Annotated in this window: 25 protein-coding genes; 6 read left to right on the top strand and 19 right to left on the bottom strand. The window is 47.4% G+C overall.

Translation table 11 applies throughout. The features are described 5' to 3' along the window. On the top strand, positions 1–1,333 hold a 1,333-nt coding region (locus B3M90_RS14435), incomplete at its 5' end, for an IS1182 family transposase (protein WP_290784737.1). Positions 1,334–1,438: 105 nt separating this feature from the next. Here the strand turns inward: B3M90_RS14435 and B3M90_RS14430 are convergent. The 6 genes from B3M90_RS14430 to B3M90_RS14405 form a co-directional block, all read right to left on the bottom strand. Beyond that, entirely contained in the window at positions 1,439–1,798 is a 360-nt protein-coding gene (locus B3M90_RS14430) for a FixH family protein (protein WP_290784735.1), read from the bottom strand. Next, on the bottom strand, positions 1,795–1,986 hold the full coding sequence (locus B3M90_RS14425) for a PepSY-associated TM helix domain-containing protein (RefSeq protein WP_290784733.1): 192 nt from the start codon (positions 1,984–1,986) through the stop codon (positions 1,795–1,797). The genes B3M90_RS14430 and B3M90_RS14425 overlap by 4 nt, the downstream gene beginning before the upstream one ends. Positions 1,987–2,046: 60 nt before the next feature. Further along, positions 2,047–3,219 carry an IS200/IS605 family element RNA-guided endonuclease TnpB gene (tnpB, locus tag B3M90_RS14420; protein WP_290784731.1) on the bottom strand — a complete coding sequence of 391 codons (1,173 nt, stop codon included), beginning with the start codon at positions 3,217–3,219 and terminating at the stop codon, positions 2,047–2,049. 286 nt (positions 3,220–3,505) lie between these two features. After that, on the bottom strand, positions 3,506–3,949 hold the full coding sequence (locus tag B3M90_RS14415) for a hypothetical protein (protein WP_290757213.1): 444 nt from the start codon (positions 3,947–3,949) through the stop codon (positions 3,506–3,508). Then, positions 3,946–5,316 (bottom strand): PepSY-associated TM helix domain-containing protein, encoded by a 1,371-nt coding sequence (locus B3M90_RS14410; RefSeq protein WP_290757216.1) that lies wholly within the window; start codon positions 5,314–5,316, stop codon positions 3,946–3,948. The genes B3M90_RS14415 and B3M90_RS14410 overlap by 4 nt, the downstream gene beginning before the upstream one ends. A gap of 279 nt (positions 5,317–5,595) precedes the next feature. Then, positions 5,596–6,177 carry a DedA family protein gene (locus tag B3M90_RS14405; RefSeq protein ID WP_290784729.1) on the bottom strand — a complete coding sequence of 194 codons (582 nt, stop codon included), beginning with the start codon at positions 6,175–6,177 and terminating at the stop codon, positions 5,596–5,598. A gap of 272 nt (positions 6,178–6,449) precedes the next feature. Here B3M90_RS14405 and B3M90_RS14400 point away from each other — a divergent pair, with 272 nt between their 5' ends. Next, positions 6,450–7,235, top strand: a complete 786-nt coding sequence (locus tag B3M90_RS14400; protein WP_290757222.1) for an NUDIX domain-containing protein — start codon at positions 6,450–6,452, stop codon at positions 7,233–7,235. Between the two features lie 48 nt (positions 7,236–7,283). On the opposite strand, the gene B3M90_RS14395 is transcribed toward B3M90_RS14400, so the two are convergent. Continuing rightward, on the bottom strand, positions 7,284–8,132 hold the full coding sequence (locus tag B3M90_RS14395) for a VOC family protein (RefSeq protein ID WP_214856182.1): 849 nt from the start codon (positions 8,130–8,132) through the stop codon (positions 7,284–7,286). A 121-nt stretch (positions 8,133–8,253) separates the two neighbouring features. On the opposite strand from B3M90_RS14395, the gene B3M90_RS14390 reads away from it, so the two are divergent. Next, positions 8,254–8,604 (top strand): winged helix-turn-helix transcriptional regulator, encoded by a 351-nt coding sequence (locus tag B3M90_RS14390; RefSeq protein WP_058265500.1) that lies wholly within the window; start codon positions 8,254–8,256, stop codon positions 8,602–8,604. Between the two features lie 104 nt (positions 8,605–8,708). Further along, the gene (locus B3M90_RS14385; RefSeq protein WP_290784727.1) at positions 8,709–9,491 is read left to right on the top strand and encodes a nucleotidyltransferase domain-containing protein; all 783 of its coding nucleotides are present in this window, start codon (positions 8,709–8,711) and stop codon (positions 9,489–9,491) included. A gap of 259 nt (positions 9,492–9,750) precedes the next feature. Here the strand turns inward: B3M90_RS14385 and B3M90_RS14380 are convergent, their stop codons facing one another. The 3 genes from B3M90_RS14380 to B3M90_RS14370 all read right to left on the bottom strand — a co-directional run bounded on the left by B3M90_RS14380 (position 9,751) and on the right by B3M90_RS14370 (position 13,021). After that, positions 9,751–10,335 (bottom strand): DUF4352 domain-containing protein, encoded by a 585-nt coding sequence (locus B3M90_RS14380; protein ID WP_290757230.1) that lies wholly within the window; start codon positions 10,333–10,335, stop codon positions 9,751–9,753. Between the two features lie 168 nt (positions 10,336–10,503). After that, positions 10,504–11,439 (bottom strand): NADP-dependent oxidoreductase, encoded by a 936-nt coding sequence (locus tag B3M90_RS14375; RefSeq protein ID WP_214856188.1) that lies wholly within the window; start codon positions 11,437–11,439, stop codon positions 10,504–10,506. Positions 11,440–11,551: 112 nt separating this feature from the next. Continuing rightward, the gene (locus tag B3M90_RS14370; RefSeq protein ID WP_214856190.1) at positions 11,552–13,021 is read right to left on the bottom strand and encodes a methyl-accepting chemotaxis protein; all 1,470 of its coding nucleotides are present in this window, start codon (positions 13,019–13,021) and stop codon (positions 11,552–11,554) included. A 155-nt stretch (positions 13,022–13,176) separates the two neighbouring features. Between B3M90_RS14370 and crcB (B3M90_RS14365) the strand changes: the two genes are divergently transcribed. Beyond that, positions 13,177–13,575 carry a fluoride efflux transporter CrcB gene (gene crcB, locus B3M90_RS14365; RefSeq protein WP_214856191.1) on the top strand — a complete coding sequence of 133 codons (399 nt, stop codon included), beginning with the start codon at positions 13,177–13,179 and terminating at the stop codon, positions 13,573–13,575. Then, positions 13,576–13,926 (top strand): fluoride efflux transporter CrcB, encoded by a 351-nt coding sequence (gene crcB, locus B3M90_RS14360; protein WP_214729638.1) that lies wholly within the window; start codon positions 13,576–13,578, stop codon positions 13,924–13,926. Between the two features lie 53 nt (positions 13,927–13,979). Here the strand turns inward: crcB (B3M90_RS14360) and B3M90_RS14355 are convergent, their stop codons facing one another. The 9 genes from B3M90_RS14355 to B3M90_RS14315 all read right to left on the bottom strand — a co-directional run bounded on the left by B3M90_RS14355 (position 13,980) and on the right by B3M90_RS14315 (position 23,491). After that, a complete protein-coding gene (locus B3M90_RS14355) occupies positions 13,980–14,834 on the bottom strand; it encodes a DegV family protein (RefSeq protein ID WP_058265493.1) in 855 nt (284 codons plus the stop codon). A 70-nt stretch (positions 14,835–14,904) separates the two neighbouring features. Continuing rightward, a complete protein-coding gene (locus B3M90_RS14350) occupies positions 14,905–15,933 on the bottom strand; it encodes an aldose epimerase family protein (protein WP_214856343.1) in 1,029 nt (342 codons plus the stop codon). Between the two features lie 92 nt (positions 15,934–16,025). Further along, positions 16,026–17,702 carry a LytS/YhcK type 5TM receptor domain-containing protein gene (locus B3M90_RS14345; RefSeq protein WP_290784723.1) on the bottom strand — a complete coding sequence of 559 codons (1,677 nt, stop codon included), beginning with the start codon at positions 17,700–17,702 and terminating at the stop codon, positions 16,026–16,028. A gap of 178 nt (positions 17,703–17,880) precedes the next feature. Continuing rightward, positions 17,881–19,203: a hemolysin family protein gene (locus tag B3M90_RS14340; protein ID WP_290784721.1), complete on the bottom strand. Its 1,323-nt coding sequence runs from the start codon at positions 19,201–19,203 to the stop codon at positions 17,881–17,883. Positions 19,204–19,239: 36 nt separating this feature from the next. Further along, positions 19,240–19,608, bottom strand: coding sequence for a MerR family transcriptional regulator (locus B3M90_RS14335; RefSeq protein WP_035411297.1), 369 nt, complete (start codon positions 19,606–19,608; stop codon positions 19,240–19,242). Between the two features lie 154 nt (positions 19,609–19,762). Continuing rightward, positions 19,763–21,898 (bottom strand): (Fe-S)-binding protein, encoded by a 2,136-nt coding sequence (locus B3M90_RS14330; RefSeq protein WP_290784719.1) that lies wholly within the window; start codon positions 21,896–21,898, stop codon positions 19,763–19,765. A 268-nt stretch (positions 21,899–22,166) separates the two neighbouring features. Next, a complete protein-coding gene (locus B3M90_RS14325) occupies positions 22,167–22,604 on the bottom strand; it encodes an NUDIX hydrolase (RefSeq protein ID WP_290784717.1) in 438 nt (145 codons plus the stop codon). A gap of 55 nt (positions 22,605–22,659) precedes the next feature. After that, complete coding sequence (locus tag B3M90_RS14320; RefSeq protein WP_050677289.1) at positions 22,660–23,079, bottom strand: hypothetical protein; 420 nt, start codon at positions 23,077–23,079, stop codon at positions 22,660–22,662. After that, positions 23,069–23,491 carry a DUF1934 domain-containing protein gene (locus tag B3M90_RS14315; RefSeq protein WP_290784715.1) on the bottom strand — a complete coding sequence of 141 codons (423 nt, stop codon included), beginning with the start codon at positions 23,489–23,491 and terminating at the stop codon, positions 23,069–23,071. The genes B3M90_RS14320 and B3M90_RS14315 overlap by 11 nt, the downstream gene beginning before the upstream one ends. Positions 23,492–23,653: the final 162 nt, after the last annotated feature.

Raw genomic sequence — 23,653 nt, 5'->3', positions numbered from 1 at the left:
GCGGATGATGTGGCTAGCGCAAGGGAATGCGCCGAGCTATCGTACCATCAACCGTTTTCGAGTGCATCCCGCAGTCACTCCAATCTTGAAGCAAGCCTTCGTTACCTTCCGTTGCCATCTCGTCAAGATGGGAGAAATCAATGAAGAAGCCATCTTTATCGATGGTACAAAGCTAGAGGCGAATGCGAACCGATACACCTTTGTTTGGCGGAAATCGATCGAACGTCATAGTTCGTCTCTCGTGGACAAATCGAATCGTATCTATGACAACCTCGTCGAACAAGACATCCTACCGGAAATTGAACGAGAAAGCCCGGACGAGCTCATTCTCTCAGAACTCGAACACATGGGTGAAGCTTTAGACGCACATATCGCTTCCATCAACCAAAAAATCGAGGCGAGTTCGGATACCCAAGAAAGAAAACGTCTACGTTCTGAACGGAAGGAACCACGTCTCCTTCGAAAGGTGATTACAGATTTCAGCGAGCGGAAACAGAGATATGCCCTCCAAAAGAGGACGCTCGCTGGACGGAACAGCTATTCGAAAACAGACACAGACGCGACGTTCATGCGAATGAAGGAAGATCATATGCAAAATGGACAACTCAAGCCAGGCTATAACGTTCAAATCGCGACCGAAGGACAGTACACACTCGCTTATGATATTTATCCGAATCCGACGGATGCCCGGACGTTACTTCCCTTTTTAGATGAGATCAGCTCATATTTACCACTACCACCGCATATCGTTGCGGATGCCGGCTATGGGAGTCAGGAGAATTATCAGGATATTCTGATGCGCCGAGGGCGCATTCCACTCATCCCTTATACGATGTTCGAAAAAGAAAAGTCTCGAAAATGGCGCAATGATCCATTTAACACAGCAAACTGGTCTTATGATGAAAGGTCGGATCGTTTTGTGTGCCCTAATGGACAGGACGTAACATTCCGTTACATGTCCAAGAGAACAGATCAGTACGGATTCACGCGTGATTTCAAGGTGTATGAAAGCGAAGGGTGTGATGGCTGCCCGTTTCGCTCCCGTTGTACCAAGGCCAAAGAGGGTCGTCACCGACAGGTACACATAAACACTTCATGGGAAGAACAAAAAGAACAGATGAAAAAATGGCTTTCAGATCAAAAAACAGGATCCCTCTATGCGAAACGGAAGATAGACGTGGAACCAGTTTTTGGATATCTGAAGGCTAATTTGAGTTTCACTCGCTTTTCTGTGAGAGGAAAAGCGAAGGTGAAGCGTGAGCTCGGCTTCATCCTCATGGCCGTAAATTTAAGAAAATGGCTCATCCAAAGCGTTGCCCGAAGGGCAACTTGACGCGAGACAATGAAAAAAGAAGGAATTGCACATCCTGAGTGATGGCAATTCCTTCTTCTCGTTAAATTCAGCTAGTTATGTCCCAGCCTCTTTTTGATGCCTCTATCAATGATGATGACCGCTACTTCCGCCAGCTGGTTTTGCTCCACCTTGTAAGATTTTTAAATCTTCTTTCAATAACTCACCGACGATGAACTGCCGTGTTGGCATGATCATCGTACCTTCACTGCTTGCATGCGCTTTGACATAATACAAACCGGATTTCGGTAGTGCCTTCGCAATCGTATAGACACCTGGCTTTGTCTCCTCTGCCGGTTCCATACTATAGCGGACTGTTCCGTCCGCTTTCCAGATTTCGAAGTGAACATAATCGACTTTTTGAAGCGGTTTGGCTTCACACCAGACCGTCGCTTCGAACGTCTGCTTTTTCTTCGCGTCCGGTTGTACGTCTGTCGGGACATTCATTTTGATCGATAATGGTTTAGATACGACACACTGTTCTGTCGCAGTGATACGATCTGCTTTCGGTATGACTTCATATACGATTGATACAGGACGTTTTCGATTCGTGACTTAAATAGATAGATCGATCCTGTCACGACAAGCATAACGAGGAACGGTGCAAAAATGATACCAGCTTGAACTCCCCTCACCTTCGCTTTGATTAGAGGTGGTGAATTCCTGAGTGATCCGACCTATTGGTCGAAACTTGATCAGGCTAACCCCGTCGTCCCGACGGTTGAAGAAGCTAGGATACGTTCGGCTTCTTGTTTAAGATTCAGTCCTGCGTTCACATCACGGTCGTGGTGGACACCACAACTCGGGCATGTCCATTCACGCAAGGCAAGATGTTTCACGTCTTTGTGTTGATGACCGCAACTCGAGCACAGTTGGCTAGATGCGAAGGTCTTCCCAACCTTCACGACAGTCTTTCCGTACCATCCTGCCTTATACTCCAGCATGCGGAAGAACGCTGACCAACTGACCTCGGAGATGGACTTGCTCAACCTGCGGTTCTTCTGCATGTTTTTCACCTGCAAGGTCTCGATTCCGATAACGTCGTGGTTTTTGACGATCTCGGTGGATACCTTGTGCAGGAAGTCGGTGCGCTTGTTGGCGATCTTTTCATGGATGCGGGCGACCTTTCGTTTCTGCTTCTGGTAGTTCCTTGCCTCGGACAGCTTAACTTTCTTAGCCAAGGCGATGCGCTGACGTCGAGAGAGCTTGCATTGCTCGCGTGCCAGCTTTTTCTCCAGCGTTCGGAAGTAACGGGCGTTTTGGTAGATCATGCCGTCCGACAGGATGGCAAAGTTCTTCAACCCGACATCGACGCCGATGGATGAACCCGTCTTCGGCAGTTCATGGATGTCCTGTTCAACGAGCAGGGAGACGAAGTATTTTCCTGAAGCGTTACGTCGGATTGTGGCGTTCAAGATTCGTCCTTCTACCTGCTTCGAGTTTGCGAAACGGACCCACTTCAGCTTTGGGAGTTTAAGCATGTTGCCTACAATCGAGACTTCCGGAAGTTGAGACTTACCTTGGATGTTCGTCTTATAGGATTGGACAGGGTTGCGCTTCGACTTGAAGCGTGGGCGTTCGTTCTGCTTCTTGAAGAAACGGTCATATGCATCTGCCAGATGTTTGATGCTCGTTTGTACGGACGTACTATCAATTTCTTTCAACCAGTCAAACTCTTGTTTTAACAACGGAAGTTCTTTCGAACAAGAGCCGTAAGAAAGCCCTTTTCCGGTCTCTTTGTAAGTCTCTTCCCACTTCGATAAGAAATAGTTGAAGACGAAGCGCGAACAGCCGATCGTCTTAGAAATCATGATTTTCTGCTCTTTCGTCGGGTATAGTCTGAACTTGTACGCACGATGCTTCAACATGATGTGTACCTCCTTTCCAGATGATATACCCGAAAGGGAGGTTGGAGATTCATCTCGCACTTTTACTGAGGCTTCATCCTCATCGTTTAGAAGTGGGAGTATTCTCGCCTAGTTTAGATAAAAGTGCCACCGCCAAATCGTCCGATACACTTTGTTAGATGACGTCGTGACTTGTTTCTCTTCCGTCATCGTTTGCGGTTGATTCATGACATTACCTCGGTTCTCTAAAATATTCATATGACATCATGAAAGTGAGATCGCTCATCGCTCGCTCACCTTTACATGATTAATGATGATGTCCGTGTCCACCACTTGTCGACACGTTCGACTGAAAACTTGCTTGTGCGTCTTTGAAATCCGCGTCAGATACCTTGCCGACGCGAACGAGCGTTTTTGGCGTATAAACGGCTTGACCTGAGTGCACCATGCCGTTGACGACATAGATCCCCGCCTGCTTGAACGGGATACTACTGACATAGTGCCCTTTCCGATGTGTCGTCTCGAATGTTTCCGTTTCCTCACTGCCGTATGGTGTCACCTGAACATGAACTTCATCGACATTATCAGGATGTTCGATCTCGACAGACACCGTCGTATTAGCAGGTTCCTCCATTTTTTCCGGCGCATACAATCCGACTTTCATCGCGACCGGAGCCGCTTTCGTCTCGAACTGACAGCCCGCTAATAACACGGCACTCCCGATTATGACCGTCGTAACGATTCGTCTCATGCCGCCACCTCCTCTTCCCCTGTCCGGCGACGGAACAGAATGAAATCAAGAATCAAGATCGCAAAGACGGAAAGCGCTGCGAGTGGCATCGTCAGACTGATCAGGACGATAAGCAGTGCGACGATTCGTTTGACACGCTGGTCGACGGCACGTTTTGGTGCCGATAATTGACCCGCACCATTCCGGCGTTTCCACCATAAAACGAACGAACTAACAACGATGAAGATCAAACCGAGACATAGTGCGAGTCCAACGAGTTGATTCAATAGACCGAAAAGACGTCCTTCGTGGAACCCGATTCCCATCGAGATGGCTTTTGCCATGAAGCCATAATCGGCAAACGTGACGTTCGACAAGACATTGCCTGAGTACTGATCGACGTTCATCGTTTTTTCCTTCAGCGGCTCACTATGTAAGGAAGAGAGTGTGTAAACCCCTTGTTCTCCTTGTGGCAAGCTGATTTGGTAAGGACGCTCCATACCAAGTTGTTTTGCTTGTGTTGCGATGTCCGTCACTGACAACGAGATCGGTTTTGCCGGTCCAGAAGTCGGGACGACATCGTTTTGTGTTGCCCATGGAATATCTTGTGCGATATCCTTCGTGACGATTTGCGATTGCATCGTCTCATCTGGACCAAATGCATACTGCGGGAAGTTCGAGTTCGTTTTCGTCGCAGCCGTGTTGATCCATTCACCTGCTACACCAGACCAAGCTAGTCCAGAACCGATGATGATCAGAAGACCAATCGTTGACCAGACAGCAACTGATCCATGCAGTCCCTTCCAGAAGTTACGTGATCCTTTCGACTTCTTGAATGAAGGGAGAAACACGCGTTTAAAGCTCCCTTGTTCCCCACGCGGCCAAAATAGATATGTACCTGTGATCAATAAGATAATCGCCCAGCTAGCTGCCAGTTCAACAAGCAGGTTCCCGACTTTCCCCGCGAACAGTTCTCCGTGAATCGTCTTGATGAAGCCAAGAGGTCCATCTCCCATCCGTTGTCCCGTCACTTCTGCTGTGTACGGATCAACATAGGCGTATCCAGCTTTTTCCCCAACTTGAATTCCCATCCGTGTCGTCCGGTCCGCGTCTTCGAATTGACCGATCGACGTGATCGTCGCTTTCGGATACGCATCCTTGACCGCATCCATCTGTTTCTCAAGCGTGACGGGTTTACCTGTTTCTTGTGTGAAAATCATATCACCATATAAGGCATCTTCAATTTGCGGTTTAAAGAGATAAATCGATCCTGTGACAGCTAAAATAATAAAGATGGGTGCAAAAATAATTCCTGCATAAAAATGCCACCGCCACATCGATTGATACCAGCTCTGCCGCTTTCTTTTGGCTTGTTGTTCTTCTTTCATCGTGATCCCCCTTGACCCCAGTTAAATATGTCCACTCTGTGAACACCTCTTAGTATAAGAGTTTACAATCCAGTTTCAGATAACTACCTGTGACGATAAATTGCCAATCCAGTGTGTAAATCAGGTAGCTTTTAAGAAGTGATGTGCGTCATTTTTTGACAATGATTTCACTTTTTTTGCAGGTTACTTCTTATTTCAAAAAACTATCTATATTCATAAAATCAAACTTCATCAAAAAAGCGAATCCAGCAATGGATTCGCTCACGTAGTACCTATCGTTTAAATCGAAGAACTCTCTTCTACCGCATCCTTTTGACGGCGATGATGCACGATACCGATGACGGCAATACCGATCACAATGATCACGACAGAGCCGACGATCCCTGGATTCACCTGGAGCCAGTTCCATAGCTCCGACCACGTCACGGCTTCTCCGATCCGGACGATCAAAAAAGTCCAGAGTCCTGTATACACGCCTGCTGCTAAGAATGTCATTACTAAATAGCGCGGTAACGGATAACCGAGGAGTCCGGCGACATAATGAATCGGGTGTCTGACGCCGGGTAAGAAGAACGATAGTCCGATTGCCCATAATCCCCGTCGTTCAATGATCGTTTCTGCTCGTTCTAAGAAACGTGATTTCATCCAGCGTTTGACGAGCGGAATCTCACGGAAGAACCGAGCAAGTAGATAAAACCACGTAAAGGCGATGAAGAAGATCGGCCAAGCGGTCAGCCAGATGACGACCGGGTACATCCCCTCTCGTAATCGAAGTGCTGCAAAACTCATCATCAAGACATCGTCCGACAATGGGGTGAACATGATTCCGCCAGCCAGGCGGACGAGTGCCATGATATCCATCACGTATCCCTACTTTCTATTTCTCTCTATTTTCAGTATCCCCGATTTTTCTGAAGTTGAGCCCTATCCATTTCTTAAGTTCTTCTTTAGCTGTACTTTTTTGAGCAAAATAAATCGTCATCGATTTCGGAAAGCCTGTTACGTCATATGAATGGATTCAGCCCCTTTTCATAAAAAATCCTTTTCCCACATCGAGAAAAAAGGGTTTCCTCCATCCATTCGAGAAGGGGTGTAGCGTACATCTGAACGCTCATCTGATAGGAGGAATTTCCATGCTACATCGCCGGAAGACCTATACGATTCGTCCCGAACGCCTAGAAGAATTCACTGAGTTTTTCCATACCTATTTGTACCCGCTTCAAGTCAGTCATGGTGCCCGTCTTGTTGGGCGCTGGGTGACGGAGGCAGAAGATGAAGTCATCGCTATCTGGGAATACCGCGACCGTGAACATTACGAACAAGTCGATCGTGATGTCCGCAACAGTGCCTTACGTCGCGAAGCGATGAAGAAGCGCGCGCGCCTCGGCAAAAACCTCTATATCAAATCCTATGAAGATTTCATGACGTCGACTGGTACGTATGCTCCCCCTCGCGCGATCGTCAGCGTGACCGCGTACATCACGAACGATGCCGATGAAGTCTTGCTCGTCCGCAACCTCCACCGGGGTGATACGTATGAGATGCCGGGTGGACAAGTCGAAAATCACGAGTCGATTCTTGACGCGATCAAACGGGAAGTCAAAGAAGAGACCGGTGTCGATGTCACGATTGACGGGATTACCGGTATCTATCAAAATGTCTCAAGTCATGTCCTTTGTGTCTGCTTCCGCGGAAAAGCGGTTGGCGGTGAACTTGCGACACAAGAAGGTGAAACGACGGATGTCGGCTTCTTCCCGCTGACACGTGACTCGCTGAGTGAATACATCAAACGGGAGCATTTCCAGTTACGGACGCTTGACGCGATGGATCCGCACTACTTCCCGCATGCCTTATATAAAGTCAGACCGTATGAGTTGATCAGCCGGTATGACGGCAATGCAACATCATCTTCACGATAAAACAAAAAATCCCCTTGCAGATTTTTCGCCGCAAGGGGATTTTTTCGGTTACGTTGTCAATCGAGCAGTGATTCCGGCATCATCGGTAACATAGACAGCATCTGCTTGATCTGTAACGGTATAAGCAGAAGACTTTAATGTCTCGATGGCTGCTTGAAGCGTCGCTTGATCCGGATAACGCAGCGTCCAGTAGACAAGTCCGACCGCATCTTCCGGATTCGTCGGTGCGTTGACTCCCGACCAGACGTTCAGACCGATATGATGATGGTAGCCGCCGGCAGCGACGAACAACGCACGCATCCGCGAAGCGTCAGCCGCAACCTCAAAGCCGAGCGTGTCGACATAAAAGGCCCGCGCCGCTTCGAGTGTCTTGACGTGGAAATGGACATGTCCCATGACCGTATCGCTTGGCATGCCGTACCAGTCTTCTTCTCCCGCTTCGACGAGCATGCTTTGCCAATCGACGGGATCCGTCGTCATCTTGACGTCTCCGTTTGCTTCGTACGTCCAGGTCTCACGTGGACGATCGGCATAAATTTCGATCCCATTCCCGTCTGGATCCGACAGATAAAACGCTTCACTGACGAGATGGTCACCTTGACCAATCTCGATTCCTTGTTCGATCAAATTCCGGATAACGAAGCCGAGTTCTTTTCGGTTCGGTAGCAAAATCGCAAAATGATATAAACCGGCGACCGAGTTTGGTGGAAAACGGCGGGCATTCGGGTGGACTTCAAGTTCAACGAGTGGTGTATCTTGTGCACCAAGCACCGTCAACTGATCGGTTTGCGTCAGCACGCGTAATCCGAGTGACGTTGTATAAAATGAAATCGAACGATCGAGGTCCGTGATTCGCAAGCGAACGGGACCGAGTGTGATTTGTGGATGAATCGACATGGTGTTTCCTCCTTCAATGAAATAGCTCGTACCCCTATTATTACGCGGAAGCGATCGAAGCGGAAGTAGGCACGAATAAGTGGTATAGTATCCTAAACGATACCATGAAGGAGGAAGACTGATGGAAGAGACACCAAGCTGTCGGGTCGAAACAGCACTCGAAATCTTGACCGGAAAATGGAAGCCGTCGATTTTACTCGTCTTAATCACACACGGAACGCTTCGCTTCAGTGAATTGAAACGACAATTGCCGAACATTACGCAAAAGATGCTGACGGCTCAACTGCGTGAACTCGAACTGAACGATATCGTCCATCGCGAGATTTATCAAGAAGTCCCACCCCGCGTCGAATACTCACTGACGGATTATGGTCGGACACTCATTCCAGTTCTTGACGCCATCAATGCATGGGGGGAACAACATGTCCTTCATCTTGAACAGAAAGAAAAACTCGCTTCCGCTTCTCAATGAGAAATCCATTTCGATGCGATTTCTCATTTTTCATGGAAAAACCTGTCTATTATCACGTATACTGACGTAATAGACTTCTGTTTTTCGGAAAGGAATGAGTCCTCATGCATCAACTTCATGCGATCGAGCAACTCGTTGCTCGACTCAAACAAGATCCTGCAGTCGAAGCCATCTTCTTAAAAGGATCTTTTGGACGGGGAGAAGAAGATGTTCATTCAGACATCGATCTGTACTGTCTCGTCTCAGAAGAACATCAAACAAAATTCTTATCGCGTCGTTTGTCCCACCTTTCTGTTTATCGCCCCATCATCTGGAAAGATGAGATCGATATCATCGCCCCACAAATGATCGTCGTCTATGATGATCTGCTACATATTGATTTGTTTACGGTGACGCTCGACTCGCTGAATCATAAGGATCAATTGCGTGTCTTGTATGATCCACAAGAACAGTTGACGGACTTTACCGATACATGTGACTTAACGCTTTCTGCTCAAGAAGCGACCGATGAAGCAATCGATGCTGTCTGGTTCTTGTTCCAATACAAAAAAGCAGCAGCTCGGGGAAATGACTTATGGGCAGTCGAGATGCTCCGTAGCGCCTTGATCAAGTTCGCAAAAGTATTACTCCATCATCATGTTCCTGAACGAGCGCAACTCGGATTAAAGACGATTCCGACGACATTGCCAGACCATCCACGCTTTGCGCTTGAAGCAATCTATGACGTCCTGACACCCGCAACGCACGCTGAAGCGGCTCAACGTTATTTGGCTTGTTTAGAAACTGAACGAAACGCGCTCGACCAGACGCTTGCCGCTCATCCGGAGACGCTTGCTTTACTCGATCGATTAACGCCTGAACTCTCGATCCAACAATCAGGACGGTAACAAGAAGGGGCTGACTCAAAAATCAGTTTCCACAAAGATAAGGGTGGCAGAATGATGATCTGCCACCCTTATCTCGTAACAAAAAGAATGACGCGTTTCACGCCACTCCTACAGGAAAAGCGCATTTATGCGCTGTGAGAGACAAACAAGACCCGCTTTCCTGCTTAAATGAAGCAGGAAAACTGGCTTGTGTCTCGCCTGAGGAAAGGGCGTGAAAAGACGCGTCATTCTTTTATTGAGTCTCTTCTATGGTCACTCATTACTGTGTCAATTGAATCTCTTTTGATTGTCCACCTGCCCAGCCAAAGCCAGACGAGACTTCAAGCATCGGATTTTTCACCTGTTTCGGTAATTCGAAGACGATGTTGCCAGTTTTCTTGATATTCGGGTTGATCGTCTCTAAGAAGAAGCCCATTCCGTCTTCATTCGCATAAAGATCAAGCTCCGTATCGGCTGAGTATTCCGTATCGCCGACGTTAACTTTAAACATGTTGCTGTCGACGAAGCGCTCTTCCTTATCTCCGTTTAGAATCGTCAGACCGATGACCAAGAATTGTCCTGATGTCTTCTTCTCGCCAAGGACATTCGATAGCGTATCGACCATCTTGACGTCATTGACGACGTACGTCAGTTTACCGACTTTCACCTTATCATTAATCCCGTACGTTTTCTTGACCGGCTTTGCGGCTGCCTTTGCTTTCACTGGTTTTGCTTCTGATTGAACTGCTTCTTGTTGAACTTCTACTTTTTTCTCCGGTGCTGCTTGTTCTTCATCATCCCCTAAATTTCCGAGAATAACTGCTCCGATTACGATGATTCCTGCCCACTTCAATCCTTTTTTCATGTTACTTCCTCCTTTTAATTTGGCTGACTCACGTCTGATAGCTCTAGTATAGGAAGAAGCAACCCTTTAACCTTCACACTTTTTTAACCAGGTTATTTTTTGTTTTAGGTATGAAAAATAGATTGACAGGACACAAAAAAGAACGCTGATTTCAGCGCTCTTTTCTCCTTATTCTCCTTTGACCCGGATGACGATTTTTCCTTTCGCATGCCCTTCTTCGCCATAATCGTGTGCTTCCTTGATCTGGTCGAGATCAAAGATTCGATCGACGACAGGCTGCAATTCGCCTCGCTCGACGGCTTTAGCGATATGTTGCAAACGCTCACCGGTCGGTTGCATGAAGACATAGGCCGAACGGGCATTGTGTTGTTTCGCTTGCTCTTCATCGGGTGGTGTGGAAATCGAAACAAGCATGCCATTTGGTTTCAGCATCTGATAGAGCTCCCCTTGCTTGTCTCCGCCCATCGTATCGAATACAAAATCGACGTCCCGGACACGGTCGGCTGGATTTTCTTGTTTGTAGTCGATGACTTCGTCGGCTCCAAGCGATTTTACCCAGTCGACATTTTTCGTACTTGTTGACGTGATGACGTACAACCCGTTCGCTTTCGCAAGTTGGATCGCAACCGTTCCGACGCCCCCTGATCCGGCACCAATAAAGATCCGATCACCTGGCTTCGCATCCATCACTTCGAACATGACCTGCCACGCTGTATGCGAGACGAGCGGAAGGGACGCTGCTTCTGCGAAACTGAGCGATTCTGGTTTTTTCACAACTAAATGCGCATCAACTGCGACATACTCCGCATAGGTCCCTTGACGAGCGATTTCTGGACGACTGAAGACGGCGTCCCCGACTTGAAGATCCGAGACGTTTTCTCCGACTTCCTGAATCACTCCTGCAACGTCCCAACCGATAACGAGCGGCATTTCGTAGCTCAGCATCTGACGCAAGTACCCCTCTCGTAACTTCCAGTCGACCGGATTTACGCTCGCGGCATAGACTTCAATTAAAACATCATCTGGTCCGATGACCGGCTTTTCCAGTTCTCCGATCTTAAATTGTTCCGATCCACCATACTGTTCAATGTAAGCTGCTTTCATCCGTTGACTCCTCCTTCGATAATCATTCCCTATCTTCTTCCCCGTCCGTTCCACCAACAAACAGTCTGAGGATAGACAACAGCTCCTCACTGATCAATGAGGAGCTGTTTCGTTAACGATTCGTTTGCTGAAGGGTGGACGCCGTCTCGTTCAAGGCATGAATCGCCTGTTGCAGTTCCATGATCTGTCCGACTTGATGACGTGTCAGACCTGATAATGACTCACTTTGCGCGAGCAAGGCATTCATGAACGTGTCGAGTTGACTGGTTGCTGTCGTGATAGCAGTAAGACTACTTGTCATCGTCGCGAACTGAGTCTGCGCCGACTGGATCGAACCAACGACTTCCGTTGTATCCGTCTCAATCGTCTGTAGCGCCAATTGACTCTCTGCCATCCGTTCTTCTTGTTCACGTAGCAGTGTTGTGCTCGCATGAATCGAGTTTCCGGTTTGCGTAACGTCCTGCTCAACACGTTCGATGATCGAATTGATTTCCTTCGACGCTTCTGCCGTCTGTGATGATAGATTACGAATTTCTTGCGCAACGACCGTAAAACCTTTTCCGAACTCGCCCGCACGAGCCGCTTCGATCGACGCGTTAAGACTAAGCAGGTTCGTTTGCGTCGCAATCGCATTAATAGTCGACGTGATAGCGACGATTTCCTGGAAACGCCCAGCAAGCTGTCCGAACGACGTGACCGACTCATCCATGCTCGTCGTTAATTGGTGCAGGGATTGTCCAGCAAGACCGATCGTCTGTCTGCTTTGTTCAGCTGTCGTCCGTGATGAGGAGCTTCGCTTGAGGGCACGGTCGACCGATACCGTCACTTCCTCCATCCGATTGACTTGTTGTTCGTTCAATTGACGGATTTCACGAATCGCTTGAACGCTACCTGCTGCTTCACTTGCTAACTGTTGCATCGCTAAATCGACCTGACTGAACGAATCCTTCGCCGCGTCGACCGTTTCACTCATTTCTTCTGTGAACGTCGTCACTTCCGTTGCGGTTGCTGCCGTTTGTTTCAGGGCAATTTGTGATGTTGTTGCGTATGCTTCCGACCGTTCTTGTTCTTTTCGGACGGTTAGCATGATGTTCCGTCCAAAAACAGCAACGAAGACAGCCGCTGAGAAAATCATCAAGTAAATGACGTACGCGACGATCAAATCGAACGTATTCGTAAAGACAATCGTTCCAAGCACTGTGAATACTGCCATTTCAACCAATCCAAGGATTCCGGCGAGAATGACCAGACGCGGAATCAAATAGACGATTGAAATCGTCAAATAAAGGTAAGCAATCGTCCAGATACTTGGGGACGGTAATGTCGTCAAAACCAAGGCGAGGACGAGATACGTTAATGTCACTTGAACATATTTCCCGCTCGGACGATGTCCGAGGAGGCGGTTGCCGACAAGCAACGCGACCGTCAAGATCAGACCACCGACTAAAAATTGATAAAACACACTGATCGGAACGTAATTCATTTGGGCAAATAAGAAAATCAATGGGTGCGCAATCGTAATCAACGTTGCAATCAGGCGGGACAAAATCTTTGTACTTTGTTGCTCGAGGGCAGATACCATCTTGTTCAAACTCCTTCATCATAGTAAACTCATACAATTGTTCATCGGCAGAATGAATTCAATCGTTAAGTTCCTCGGATGACTTTTTTTCTTGACGCTTTCTTGAGAGCGGGAGTACGTTTAACGTAGACTTTTTTTTAGAAAAGAGGATTCCTATGCTCTATGTACTCGTAGGTCTCGCAGGTATTCTCGGTGCCTTTGCACGTTATGGACTCGGACTGCTGATTGGCGACTTTACAGTCGGTCCTTTCCCGTGGCCCACGCTTGCGATCAACTTGATCGGTAGCTTTCTGCTCGGCTATGCGACACATTTTTTATTTCGAACAAAACTCTTGCATCAATATGTGATCACTGCCATCGGAACAGGCTTCATCGGCTCATTTACGACGTTTTCGACATTTAGCGTCGAGACCGTGACGTTACTCAACGAACGTCATCTAGCGGATGCGCTTCTCTACGTGCTCGTCAGCTTATTTGGTGGTCTGTTCCTGTCTTATCTCGGTTACGCTCTTGGGACAAGACGACTGCGTTACGTGACGAAAGGACGTGACTGAATGACATTACTCGCCCTCGCCATCGGTGCTTTTTGTGGTGCTATCAGTCGCTTTGCTGTCAGTCAATGGATGAAGACGTTTTGGAAACATGAATTTCCACTAGCGACGTTCCTGATTAACGTAATCGGTTCGTTTTTGCTTGGTCTCGTCATCGGTGCGCATCTGGATACGACATGGACGTTACTCTTAGGTACCGGTTTCCTTGGATCATTTACAACGTTCTCAACGTTCAAAATCGAGACGTTGCAGTTATTTCAGGACGGAAATCGTAAAGTACTTACCCTCTATCTCATCTCAAGCTACGGTTTCGGAATTCTTGCAGCTTTCCTTGGAATCACACTTACAGCTTGAACAAAACAAGAGGCGACGGAAAATCCGTCGCCTCTTGTCGTATCCGTTTTAATTTAATCATTCATCCAGAATAGACCAACCGTCTCTGCTCCGGCATGCGTCCCGATTGCTGGTCCGAACGTGCCCTCGAGAATCGTCAAATCCGGGAACTTCGCTGCGACTTGCTGCCGCAGTTCCGCTGCCATTTCCGGTGCCATCGTCGTCGCGACATAAATCCGGTTCTTATAGAACGTGTGCTGACGCATCGATTCATCGATTTGTTTAACCATTTCGATGTAAGCTTTCTTTAAAGAACGTGCTTTTTTGAATGGTACGATTTTTCCTGCTTCATCCGTCGTGATGATCGGTTTGATGCTGAGTAGGTTCGCAAGGAACAAGTCACCGGATGAGACACGTCCACCCCGGCGCATCGTTTCCATATTACCGACGATCATATAGAAATGGGTCTTTTTCGTCAACGCTTGTAAGGCTGCGACGATTTCCTCGACGGATTTCCCCTGTGCCGCGAGCTCCATCCCGTAACGAATGAACTCTTGTTGGTTCTCAAACGCTGTATGCGAGTCGATGATATGAACCGGGAAACTGGCTGCTTCCGCTGCTGATGCTGAACTTTGGACGGTACTTGAGAGCCCATTCGTACAGTGCACTGCAATGGCACAGTCATAGCCTTCTTCTTTCAGACGTTCATATGTTCCAACGAACTCCCCAAAGATCGGTTGTGAAGTTTTTGCAATCAGCTTTTTGTCCGCATCCAGGGCACGAAACAGACGCTCGACCGTAATGGCATTCTCTTGATACGCCGTATCACCAAGTAAAATTTGAATCGGCACGACATTGACGCCGATCGCTTCCGCCTCTTCCTTCGTGAAATAGGCCATACTATCAGTCACCCATGCAATTTTAGTCATTTTCCTTAGCCTCCGTTAGATTCTTCTTGCTCTATCCTACCATATACAGGAGTGGAAATCGCAAGATACCTCATGACATCATCTGAAAATGAAACGATGTACGCTTATGATAGTGCTCACCGGCACGCAAGACGACGGAAGGGAAATCTGGTTGATTGATCGCATCCGGCAGCCCTTGTGTCTCAAAACAGATGCCCAGGTACGGCGTTGCCCGTCTTCCACAAATCGTGAACTCGCCTGACAAGTGATTGGCCGTGTAGACGACGACCCCCGGTTGGTCGGTTACGACCCGTAACCGCCGCCCGCTGATTGGTTCGTCAAGAACGATTTCCCCACCTTCTCTAAGCAGGAAGGGATGATCCACCCCGCTACCCGCTTGACGAAGTTGTTCGTCTGGTGCGTGTGTGACTTCATGTAGAAAACGGGCATCGAGAAAATCAAAAACGGTGTCTGTTACCGGGAGAATGTCACCGGTCGGTACGGCATCTTTCGTCAACGGAATATAAAAAGGGGCGTCCATTCGCAGGACGTGCTGTTCGATTGTCGTCTTCGCCTCACCCGTCAAATTGAAGTACGTATGATTCGTCGGACTGAACGGTGTCGAGGCCGTCGTCTCCGCTTCATAATGAACATGCAGGACGTTCTCGTCTGTCCATTCGAAGGTCAACTCAAACGATAAGTGACCTGGGTAGCCGTTCTCTCCATTCGGACTATCTAATCGTAGGACAAGTCGGTCATCGTTGATTTCGTGCGTGAACATCCGGTTCGCCCAATTCTCGCTTCCCCCGTGAAGATGATGCTCGCCTTCATTTTGTTCAAGTACATACGTCATTCCTTCGAGCGCGAACGCTCCGTTCGCGATTCGTCCTCCGACACGTCCGATCGTTGCGCCTAAATGGTGTGGATCATCCTGGTATTCTGACAGGTCATCAAATGCGAGTACGACGTTTTCAATCATCCCTTGCTGATCTGGAACCCGTATCGCAAGAATTTTTGCGCCTCGGTTCAAGATATCGACACTATGTCCATGAACATTCTCTAACGTGAACCGTAACAAGTACTGATCTTCTAGTTGACCCACTTCTGTTGTCGTAATCATCATCTGCTTCCTCCTGTACAATACGTTTTGCTGTTTTCCTATTTACCCTTGAAGCAACACAAAAAAACAACAGTAGCAAAGTGCCACTGTCGTCAAGGCGATGGAAAAGGTAGCCGGACTTCGATTCGTGTTCCTTGATGGATAATGGAATAGACGCGTAGTGACGCAGCCGGACCATATGTCACCTCCAGTGCGCGTCGAATCAAGAACAGATTCGAATCACCTGATTCTTTTTGATCCAGTTGTTGCATCACAGCAAACGGCATTCCTTGCCCATTGTCTGCGACTTCGATGACCCAACCCGTCGTCGACTTAAAGGCGCGGACATCAATCCGGTGATGCCGTCCTGCCTTTACGAACGCGTGACGTAGTGCATTATCGACAAGCTGTGTCACTAGGAACGGGAAAACGAAGTATTCCTCAACGGAAGTCTCGATGTCGAGATCGACCGTGATATCAGCGGATGTCAATTGATTCGGACGGCGGCGTGTACCTTCGAGCGATAGATAAGCTTTTAGCGTCGCTAGTTCCTCACGCAGTGGATGTTCATCGTGCCGCGTCGCTGTCGTCAAAAGTTGAAGCAACGCATTCAGTTGATGTTTTACAGGAGTTCCGGGATCGGCTGTCCGCTGAATTTCTTCGATGATGCCTTTGAGATAACTGACGTGTAACATAGGTTTCATCTTTCTACCGCTTAATCGGAGCAACTGCTCTTCTCGGTGCATGTATAACTCTCGCGCTAATAAACGGACAAGTTGTTCCGTCATTCGCTCGACCGTATCGTCAAATAGATCTTTCGAGAAATAACAGATGACACCCGCCTTTTGACCGTTGATGCGTATTGGATGAAAGCTTAGAATCTGTCCCGTCAGTTCATCTTCCTGTCGGACGGGTTCTTCTGCCTCGATCCATTGTTGTTCCTCACGTCTCGGTTGTTCGCCACAGACAGCAGGTTGCTGTTCCGTCATATCGATGACGACTTCCGTCGCTCCGAGCAAGACGACACGTTGCATTTTCGTCTCCTTTAATAATGTCGCTCCGATTTGTCGGGCGACTTCTGACGTCAACCCCTGCTTTCGTAAGGGTTGCAACGCTTGTAATAACCGATCAGAACGCTCCGTTTGTCGGACGAAGAGATCACCTTCGAGTCGAAGTTGCGTTCGTAAAATCATGATAAACAGTATGACACCACATGTGTTCGCAAATAATAGCGGAAACACCGCATGACTGATTAAATCAAGCGCCGGCGTCGTGTCTGGAGCCAGCAACAACGTGATTCCACTTTCAAAGAACAATGCGACTAAGACGATGCCGACTGGTGGAATCAAGGCATAGTCATCCCGTAAGCGCCAACGTTTCCGGTACCATCCACTCACGAGCCCAGCTATCATCGCAATGATCCAACCTGCTTCTGCCCCTAGAGAACCGAGTAAATAGCGGTGCAACCCGACTAGACATCCTGTGATCCCACCGACGATTGGTCCACCGATCAGACCACTCGTCACGATGACTGCTAAACGTGTATCAAGTAATAAAGCATCCTTTTTGACGGATAACCCGAGTAACGGATCGATCGTTGTATCATTCGAAAGCACGATTCCCGCATAGTTCATTAAAATACCAGATGATACGAATGCTAAAAGAAGTGGTACATTCATCCCGCGGTCCATCTTGAATATGTATCGAGAAATGCGCCACTGGGACAATAGAAAGGCTAACAGTGCTAACATACCTAAACGACTCAGTAAGAATGGAATCTGATCAAGCACGGAATACCTCCTCGTTTCATAGGACGCGAATCGACAATACGGTAGTTGTAGATTACATTCCCGCTCACTCCACCATTCTCCTATCATGACCGCTGAAAGTTCACACAATCCGCAAGTTCTTAATTTTTTGACTGATGTGATATAAAAAAATCGGCTCCTCGATGAGGAACCGACCATCTTATCCTTCTGCTTCTACTTGTTCAGCTGGATGCAACCAAATCTTGACGCGATTGATTTGATAGTTCTCCATCTCCATTACTTCAACCGAAAAGTCTGGTGTATCGATGTGCTCACCGGGTTGAAGATCAATGTTGTGCATCTGAATCCAGCCGCCGATCGTATCCACGTCCTCGACGTTCGTAAATCGAATGTTGAAACGTTCTTCTAAATCCACGAGTAATACAGTACCGTCCAGTAAAAATTCGTCAGATTTGATTTGTTCGATTTCTTCGACTTCATCTGCATCGAATTCATCACGGATTTCACCGACGATTTCTTCGAGTAAGTCTTCCATCGAGACGAGTCCTGCTGTTCCACCATATTCATCGACGACGAGTACGAGGTGTGTCCGGGTCCGTTTCATCTTCCGCAATGTGTCCTGAAGTGATGTTACTTCAGAAACGACCGGTAGTTCCTTGACGTAATGTGTCACCGGATGTTCGTTCCCGTTCGCAAAATCCGTCAAGACTTCCTTGACGTTGACGTATCCAAGAATCCGGTCTTTATCGTTCTCTTCTGTGACCGGATAACGCGTATACGGATTATCCATGAAGATTTCCATCAGTTCGTTCTTCGTCAAACGTTCCGAGATCGTCTCCATCCGCATCCGTGGAACCATTAAGTCTTTGACAATATGCTCGTCAAAGGCGAAGACGTTCTGCATGAGAGCAAGTTCCGTCTGATTGATTTCACCACTTTGGAAACTTTGCGCCATGATGATTTTCAATTCATCTTCTGAGTGGGCTTGTTCATGTCCTGCTGGTTTGACACCGAACAGACCAAGGAACAGGCGTGCTGAACCGTTGAGTAACCAGATGAACGGATACATGATCTTCCCGAACACATACAGCGGACGAGCAAATAACAATGTCATGCGTTCTGCATACTGAATCGCGAGTGTCTTCGGAGCAAGTTCGCCGATGACGACGTGTAAGAACGTTACGGATACAAATGCGATACCAAACGACAAGAGTGTCGAAACAGCAGCAGAGATCCCGAAGTCATCGAAGACCGGATGCAAGATCTTTTCGACTGTCGGTTCTCCAAGTGCCCCGAGACCAAGTGCTGTGACGGTAATACCGAGCTGACAGGCAGACAAGTAATAATCAAGATCACCGGCGATTTTTTTCGCAAGGACCGCACTTTTATTGCCTTCCTGGATCATCTGATCCAAACGCGACATCCGCACTTTGACGACAGCGAATTCCGATCCGACGAAGAACGCCGTCAACACGATCAACAACACCACTAAAAATAAATTGATGAATAATATAGTATTCAAAATCCCCTAAACAGGGGTCACCTCCATTGTTTTGTATTAAAGCTGTGCAATCAGAGAAGCAATCAATGTCAGACGTCGGGACAGTTCTAAGCGAATCGCTTGTTTTTCGACTTCCGTCGACTGCAACAAACGTTGCTCGAGTCCTTCAACCGTCGTCTGTAATTGTTGTACTTCCTGATAAATCGTCTCTCCTGTTTTTTGTTCTCGTTCCGTAAAAGAAGCAAGAATCTCTTGCAGGGAAAGCCGTTGAGACTTCAAATATTCAATCTTTTCGATTTGATGAATGACAGATTCGTCATACAAACGGTAACCCGATGCAGTACGCTCTGATGTTAAGAGACCGAGTGATGTGTAATAATCGATCGTTCGTTTTGATAAGCCGGTGGTCTCCGCGACCTGACCGATTCGAAGTAACGCCTTCCCAAAAGATTCTCACCTCCTTTCCATAGTTAGTCCTTTTATTTTATCATGTCAAAACCGTACAGTAAAACGTCATGCTTTTAATAAAAAAACGATTACTCCCGTTGATACGAGAATAATCGTTTATACACTTCTAATTTTAAACGGTGGCAATTGGCTCTTCGACCGCTATACCAACGATCGACCGTTCTAATAATTCGACGACATCATACGTAGCGACCGCTTCATCCACTTCCTTCGCCTTCGTACCGTCACTAAGCATCGTCAAACAGTACGGACATGCTGACCCGATGACGGATGGTTGGACGGTCAACAATTGTTCCGTCCGCGCGACGTTGACACGTGCACCAACTTTTTCTTCTTGCCACATCATGCCGCCACCAGCACCACAACACATGCCTTTTTCTCGGTTACGTTCTGTCTCGACGAGTGTGATGCCTGGAATCTTCTCGAGAATATAACGCGGTGCGTCGTAAATATCATTGTATCGACCGAGGTAACACGAATCGTGATAGACGACCCGCTCTTTGACTTCATGTAACGGTGTAATGCGTTTCTCATCAATCAGACGAGCGAGCAATTCGGTATGGTGATAGACTTCGACATCCAGACTGAGTCCGAAGTCTGGGTACTCATTTTTGAATGTATTGTAGGCATGCGGATCAATCGTGACGATCTTTTTGACGCCATACTTCTCAAATGATTTGATGTTTGCTTCCGCGAGTTCTTGGAACAAGACTTCGTTACCGATTCGACGTGGTGTATCGCCTGAGTTCTTCTCATCGTTTCCGAGAATCGCAAACGAGATATTTGCCTCGTTCAGAATACGGGCAAACGCCATCGCGATTTTTTGACTCCGGTTATCGTACGATCCCATCGCCCCGACCCAGAACAGGTACTCGAACTCTTCGCCTGCTTTCTTCTTTTCTTTCGCTGTCGGAACGACGAGTTCATCACGGTTTTCCCGCCAGTTTTCGCGCTCTTTTCGGTTCATCCCCCATGGATTACCTTGACGTTCGATGTTTGCCATCGTCCGCTGCATTTCCGGATCCATCTTGCCTTCCATCATGACGAGATGGCGACGGAGGTCGATGATTTTATCAACATGTTCGTTCATGACCGGACACTGATCCTCACAGTTTCGGCACGTCGTACACGCCCAAATTTCTTCTTCCGTAATGACGTTCCCAATCAATGAATCCGGGACGATATCCATCTGTCCGGCTGCTGCGAGCGAAGCAATCTGATTTCCTTGCGATCCTTCGAACGCAAAAGCAGGTGCCCATGGTGAACGTTGAGTGATCGCTGCCGTTTTCATGTTGAGATGGTCCCGTAATTTAACGATCAAATCCATCGGTGACAACATCTTCCCAGTTCCGCTTGCTGGGCACATGTTCGTACAGCGACCGCACTCGACGCAGGCATATAGATCAACGAGTTGCTTTTGATTGAAATCTTCAATCCGATTGACCCCGAAGCTGAATTCCGCTTCGTCGTCTTCTGCTTCTTCCATGACGGATAGATCAATCGGTGCCAAACGACCAACCTTCGATGTCCGACCGAGCCAGACGTTTGCTGTACCGGCAATCAAGTGCGCATGCTTACCTTGTGGGATGTAGACCATGAAGCTAAGTAAGAACAAAAGATGCGCCCACCAGAAGAAGACGAATAATCCGAAAGCGACCGATTCTGGTACCCAGCCGAATAAGAACGCAATGCTTGAAGCGACGGGTTCACCGAGCGTCGAGTGGTTCTCATAGACAAGGAAGAATCCGTTTCCGAAGAGGACGGCAACCATCAAGCCACCGATGAAGATCAAGGCAAGACCTGCTAAGAAATTTCGCTTCAGACGGACGAGCTTCTCGACATACCGGCGATAAAAACCCCAGACGACGGCAATCAAGATGACGAGCATGACGATTTCTTGAAAGAATGTAAAAAATGGATAAAGTGGACCGAGCGGGACATGCGGAAAACGCTGACCGATGGCAAGTCCTTTCCAGATAAAATCAATCGCTCCGAATTGAACGAGTAAGAATCCATAGAACATCATGACGTGGATGGCGCCACTTTTCTTATCTTTTAATAGTTTCTTTTGACCAAAGACGTTAACTAAAACTGCGTCTAGTCGTTCTTTATTCGTCAGCGTCCATTCCGCCTTTTTCCCCCGTTTAATGGCGGCGTAACGACTTTTGACAAGTGATGTGAACAGATAGCCTGCATAACCGATGACGAGTAGGAAGGCAATCCAGTTGATGATTAAAAATGTATTCATGTTCGAACAAACCCCTTTCCCCCTAAAGCAGTTGTGTTGAAATGAGTATAGCATATAATGAATGACTATTCATTCATAAATTTTTAAATAAATTCTCTTTCGATTGATTGGCTCAATATGATATAAAAAATGAGTTGAATCTATTAAAAGTAAATTGTCACGTGCGATTGTTCGATAGACATGCTTAGCAAGATTTCCTTCGTCTAATAGGACATTCTAAGCAAAAAGAACGGATACATTCCTTCATAAGGATGATCCGTTCTTTTGCTTACCACTTCATCTCTTCAAACATATAATAACCTTTGTGTTGTTCTGTTAAGTATGTATATAACGGAAGACGGACATCCTCACTTGTGATGTATTCCGTTAGCTCCCTTTGATTGATCCACTTCGTCTCGCTAATTTCTTCATCAGGATCATTCGGATCGAGTACTCCGCTCACCTCGCAATCAAAATAAGTGACGAGACTGTGCGCTTGATAAGTTGGCATGAAGTTCTCCGTCAAGAAGACAAACGACGATGATGTGACTGCCAAGCCAGTCTCTTCAGCAACCTCACGACGAAGTGCTTGCTCGAGTGTCTCCCCAGCTTCAATCTGTCCACCGGGTAAGCTCCACCGATTGTCCTGACCCGATTGATTGTTGACAATGAGCAGTTGATCGCCCTTCCGGATGATCGCGACGATGATTCGATAGAGTGGATACATGACGCTTCCTCCTAAAAAGACCACCTTGTCTAAAACAAGATGGTCCACTGATTGTTTATTCTAGACCGAGCGACTGTGGCAGACGGACTGCACGTGCGAAGGCATTTTTATAATCCTTTTTTGCGACTAACTTTTCGACTTCACGGATCGCTGGATGCTGTTCGTCTGCAAACGCACCCAGGATCGTCAAGTAACGCTCATATACTTGATCGTCTTCCTGACGTGCTTTCAAAAGCGCTGTATACAGCATGACGGTATCTTCACCGTATAAGACAGGTAATTCTTCATTGATTAAAAGTAGCGTATCGATTGACTCCGGATCGACCTTCGGATTGTATTCCGTGATGACCTGCTCTGCGAGTCCTTCGAGTTGATCACGCCATTCGTTGTAGCGCGGCTCATCGTTCTCGAGCCACTCGAACCATTCCTCTTCCAACATCTGTTCCATTTGACGTACTGTTTGTTCAAATGCCATTCGTCTCACTCCGTTTCCAAGTTAAATCAATCGTATACGTACCGACTGCTTGTCCATTCATTTTTAATGTATAGCGAAACTTCATCTGCTGCGGTTTCATCTCAATCGTCTCCGTGTCTGTCTCCATCAACATTTGACCGAACTGACTGCCATACTGGCTTTTAGTCGTCTCTTTTAAAATGAAAACATGATGCATCGCAATAGGACCTTTGCGATTCAGGGCGATCTGGTCTTTTGACCATTTGATCGTCGTATCAATCGGTTGTTCATCCGGTTGAACGAATTTCACGGCAAAACCATCCTTTGTTTCGAACAACGTGCCGTCCGCCTCAAGTTCGACCGATTCACGCATCGGACCATCTTCAATCGTCGTCACCTGTCGTAATGACACCGAGTACTTTACTGGTTTCACTTCTATCACCTCATCGTTTAGCGTACACGATTTTTTCATCTGATGCATCTTCTGCTTACGCGCAACAAAAAAACGGATTCGATGTACATCGAATCCGTTCCAGATTGTAGACAAATGGACTGACTCAAAAAATGACGCACCTTTTCACGCCCTTTCCTCAGG

This window comes from Exiguobacterium sp. UBA6309 (assembly GCF_002439205.1).
GTDB lineage: Bacteria > Bacillota > Bacilli > Exiguobacteriales > Exiguobacteriaceae > Exiguobacterium_A.
This window is presented reverse-complemented; position numbering and strand designations above follow the sequence as displayed.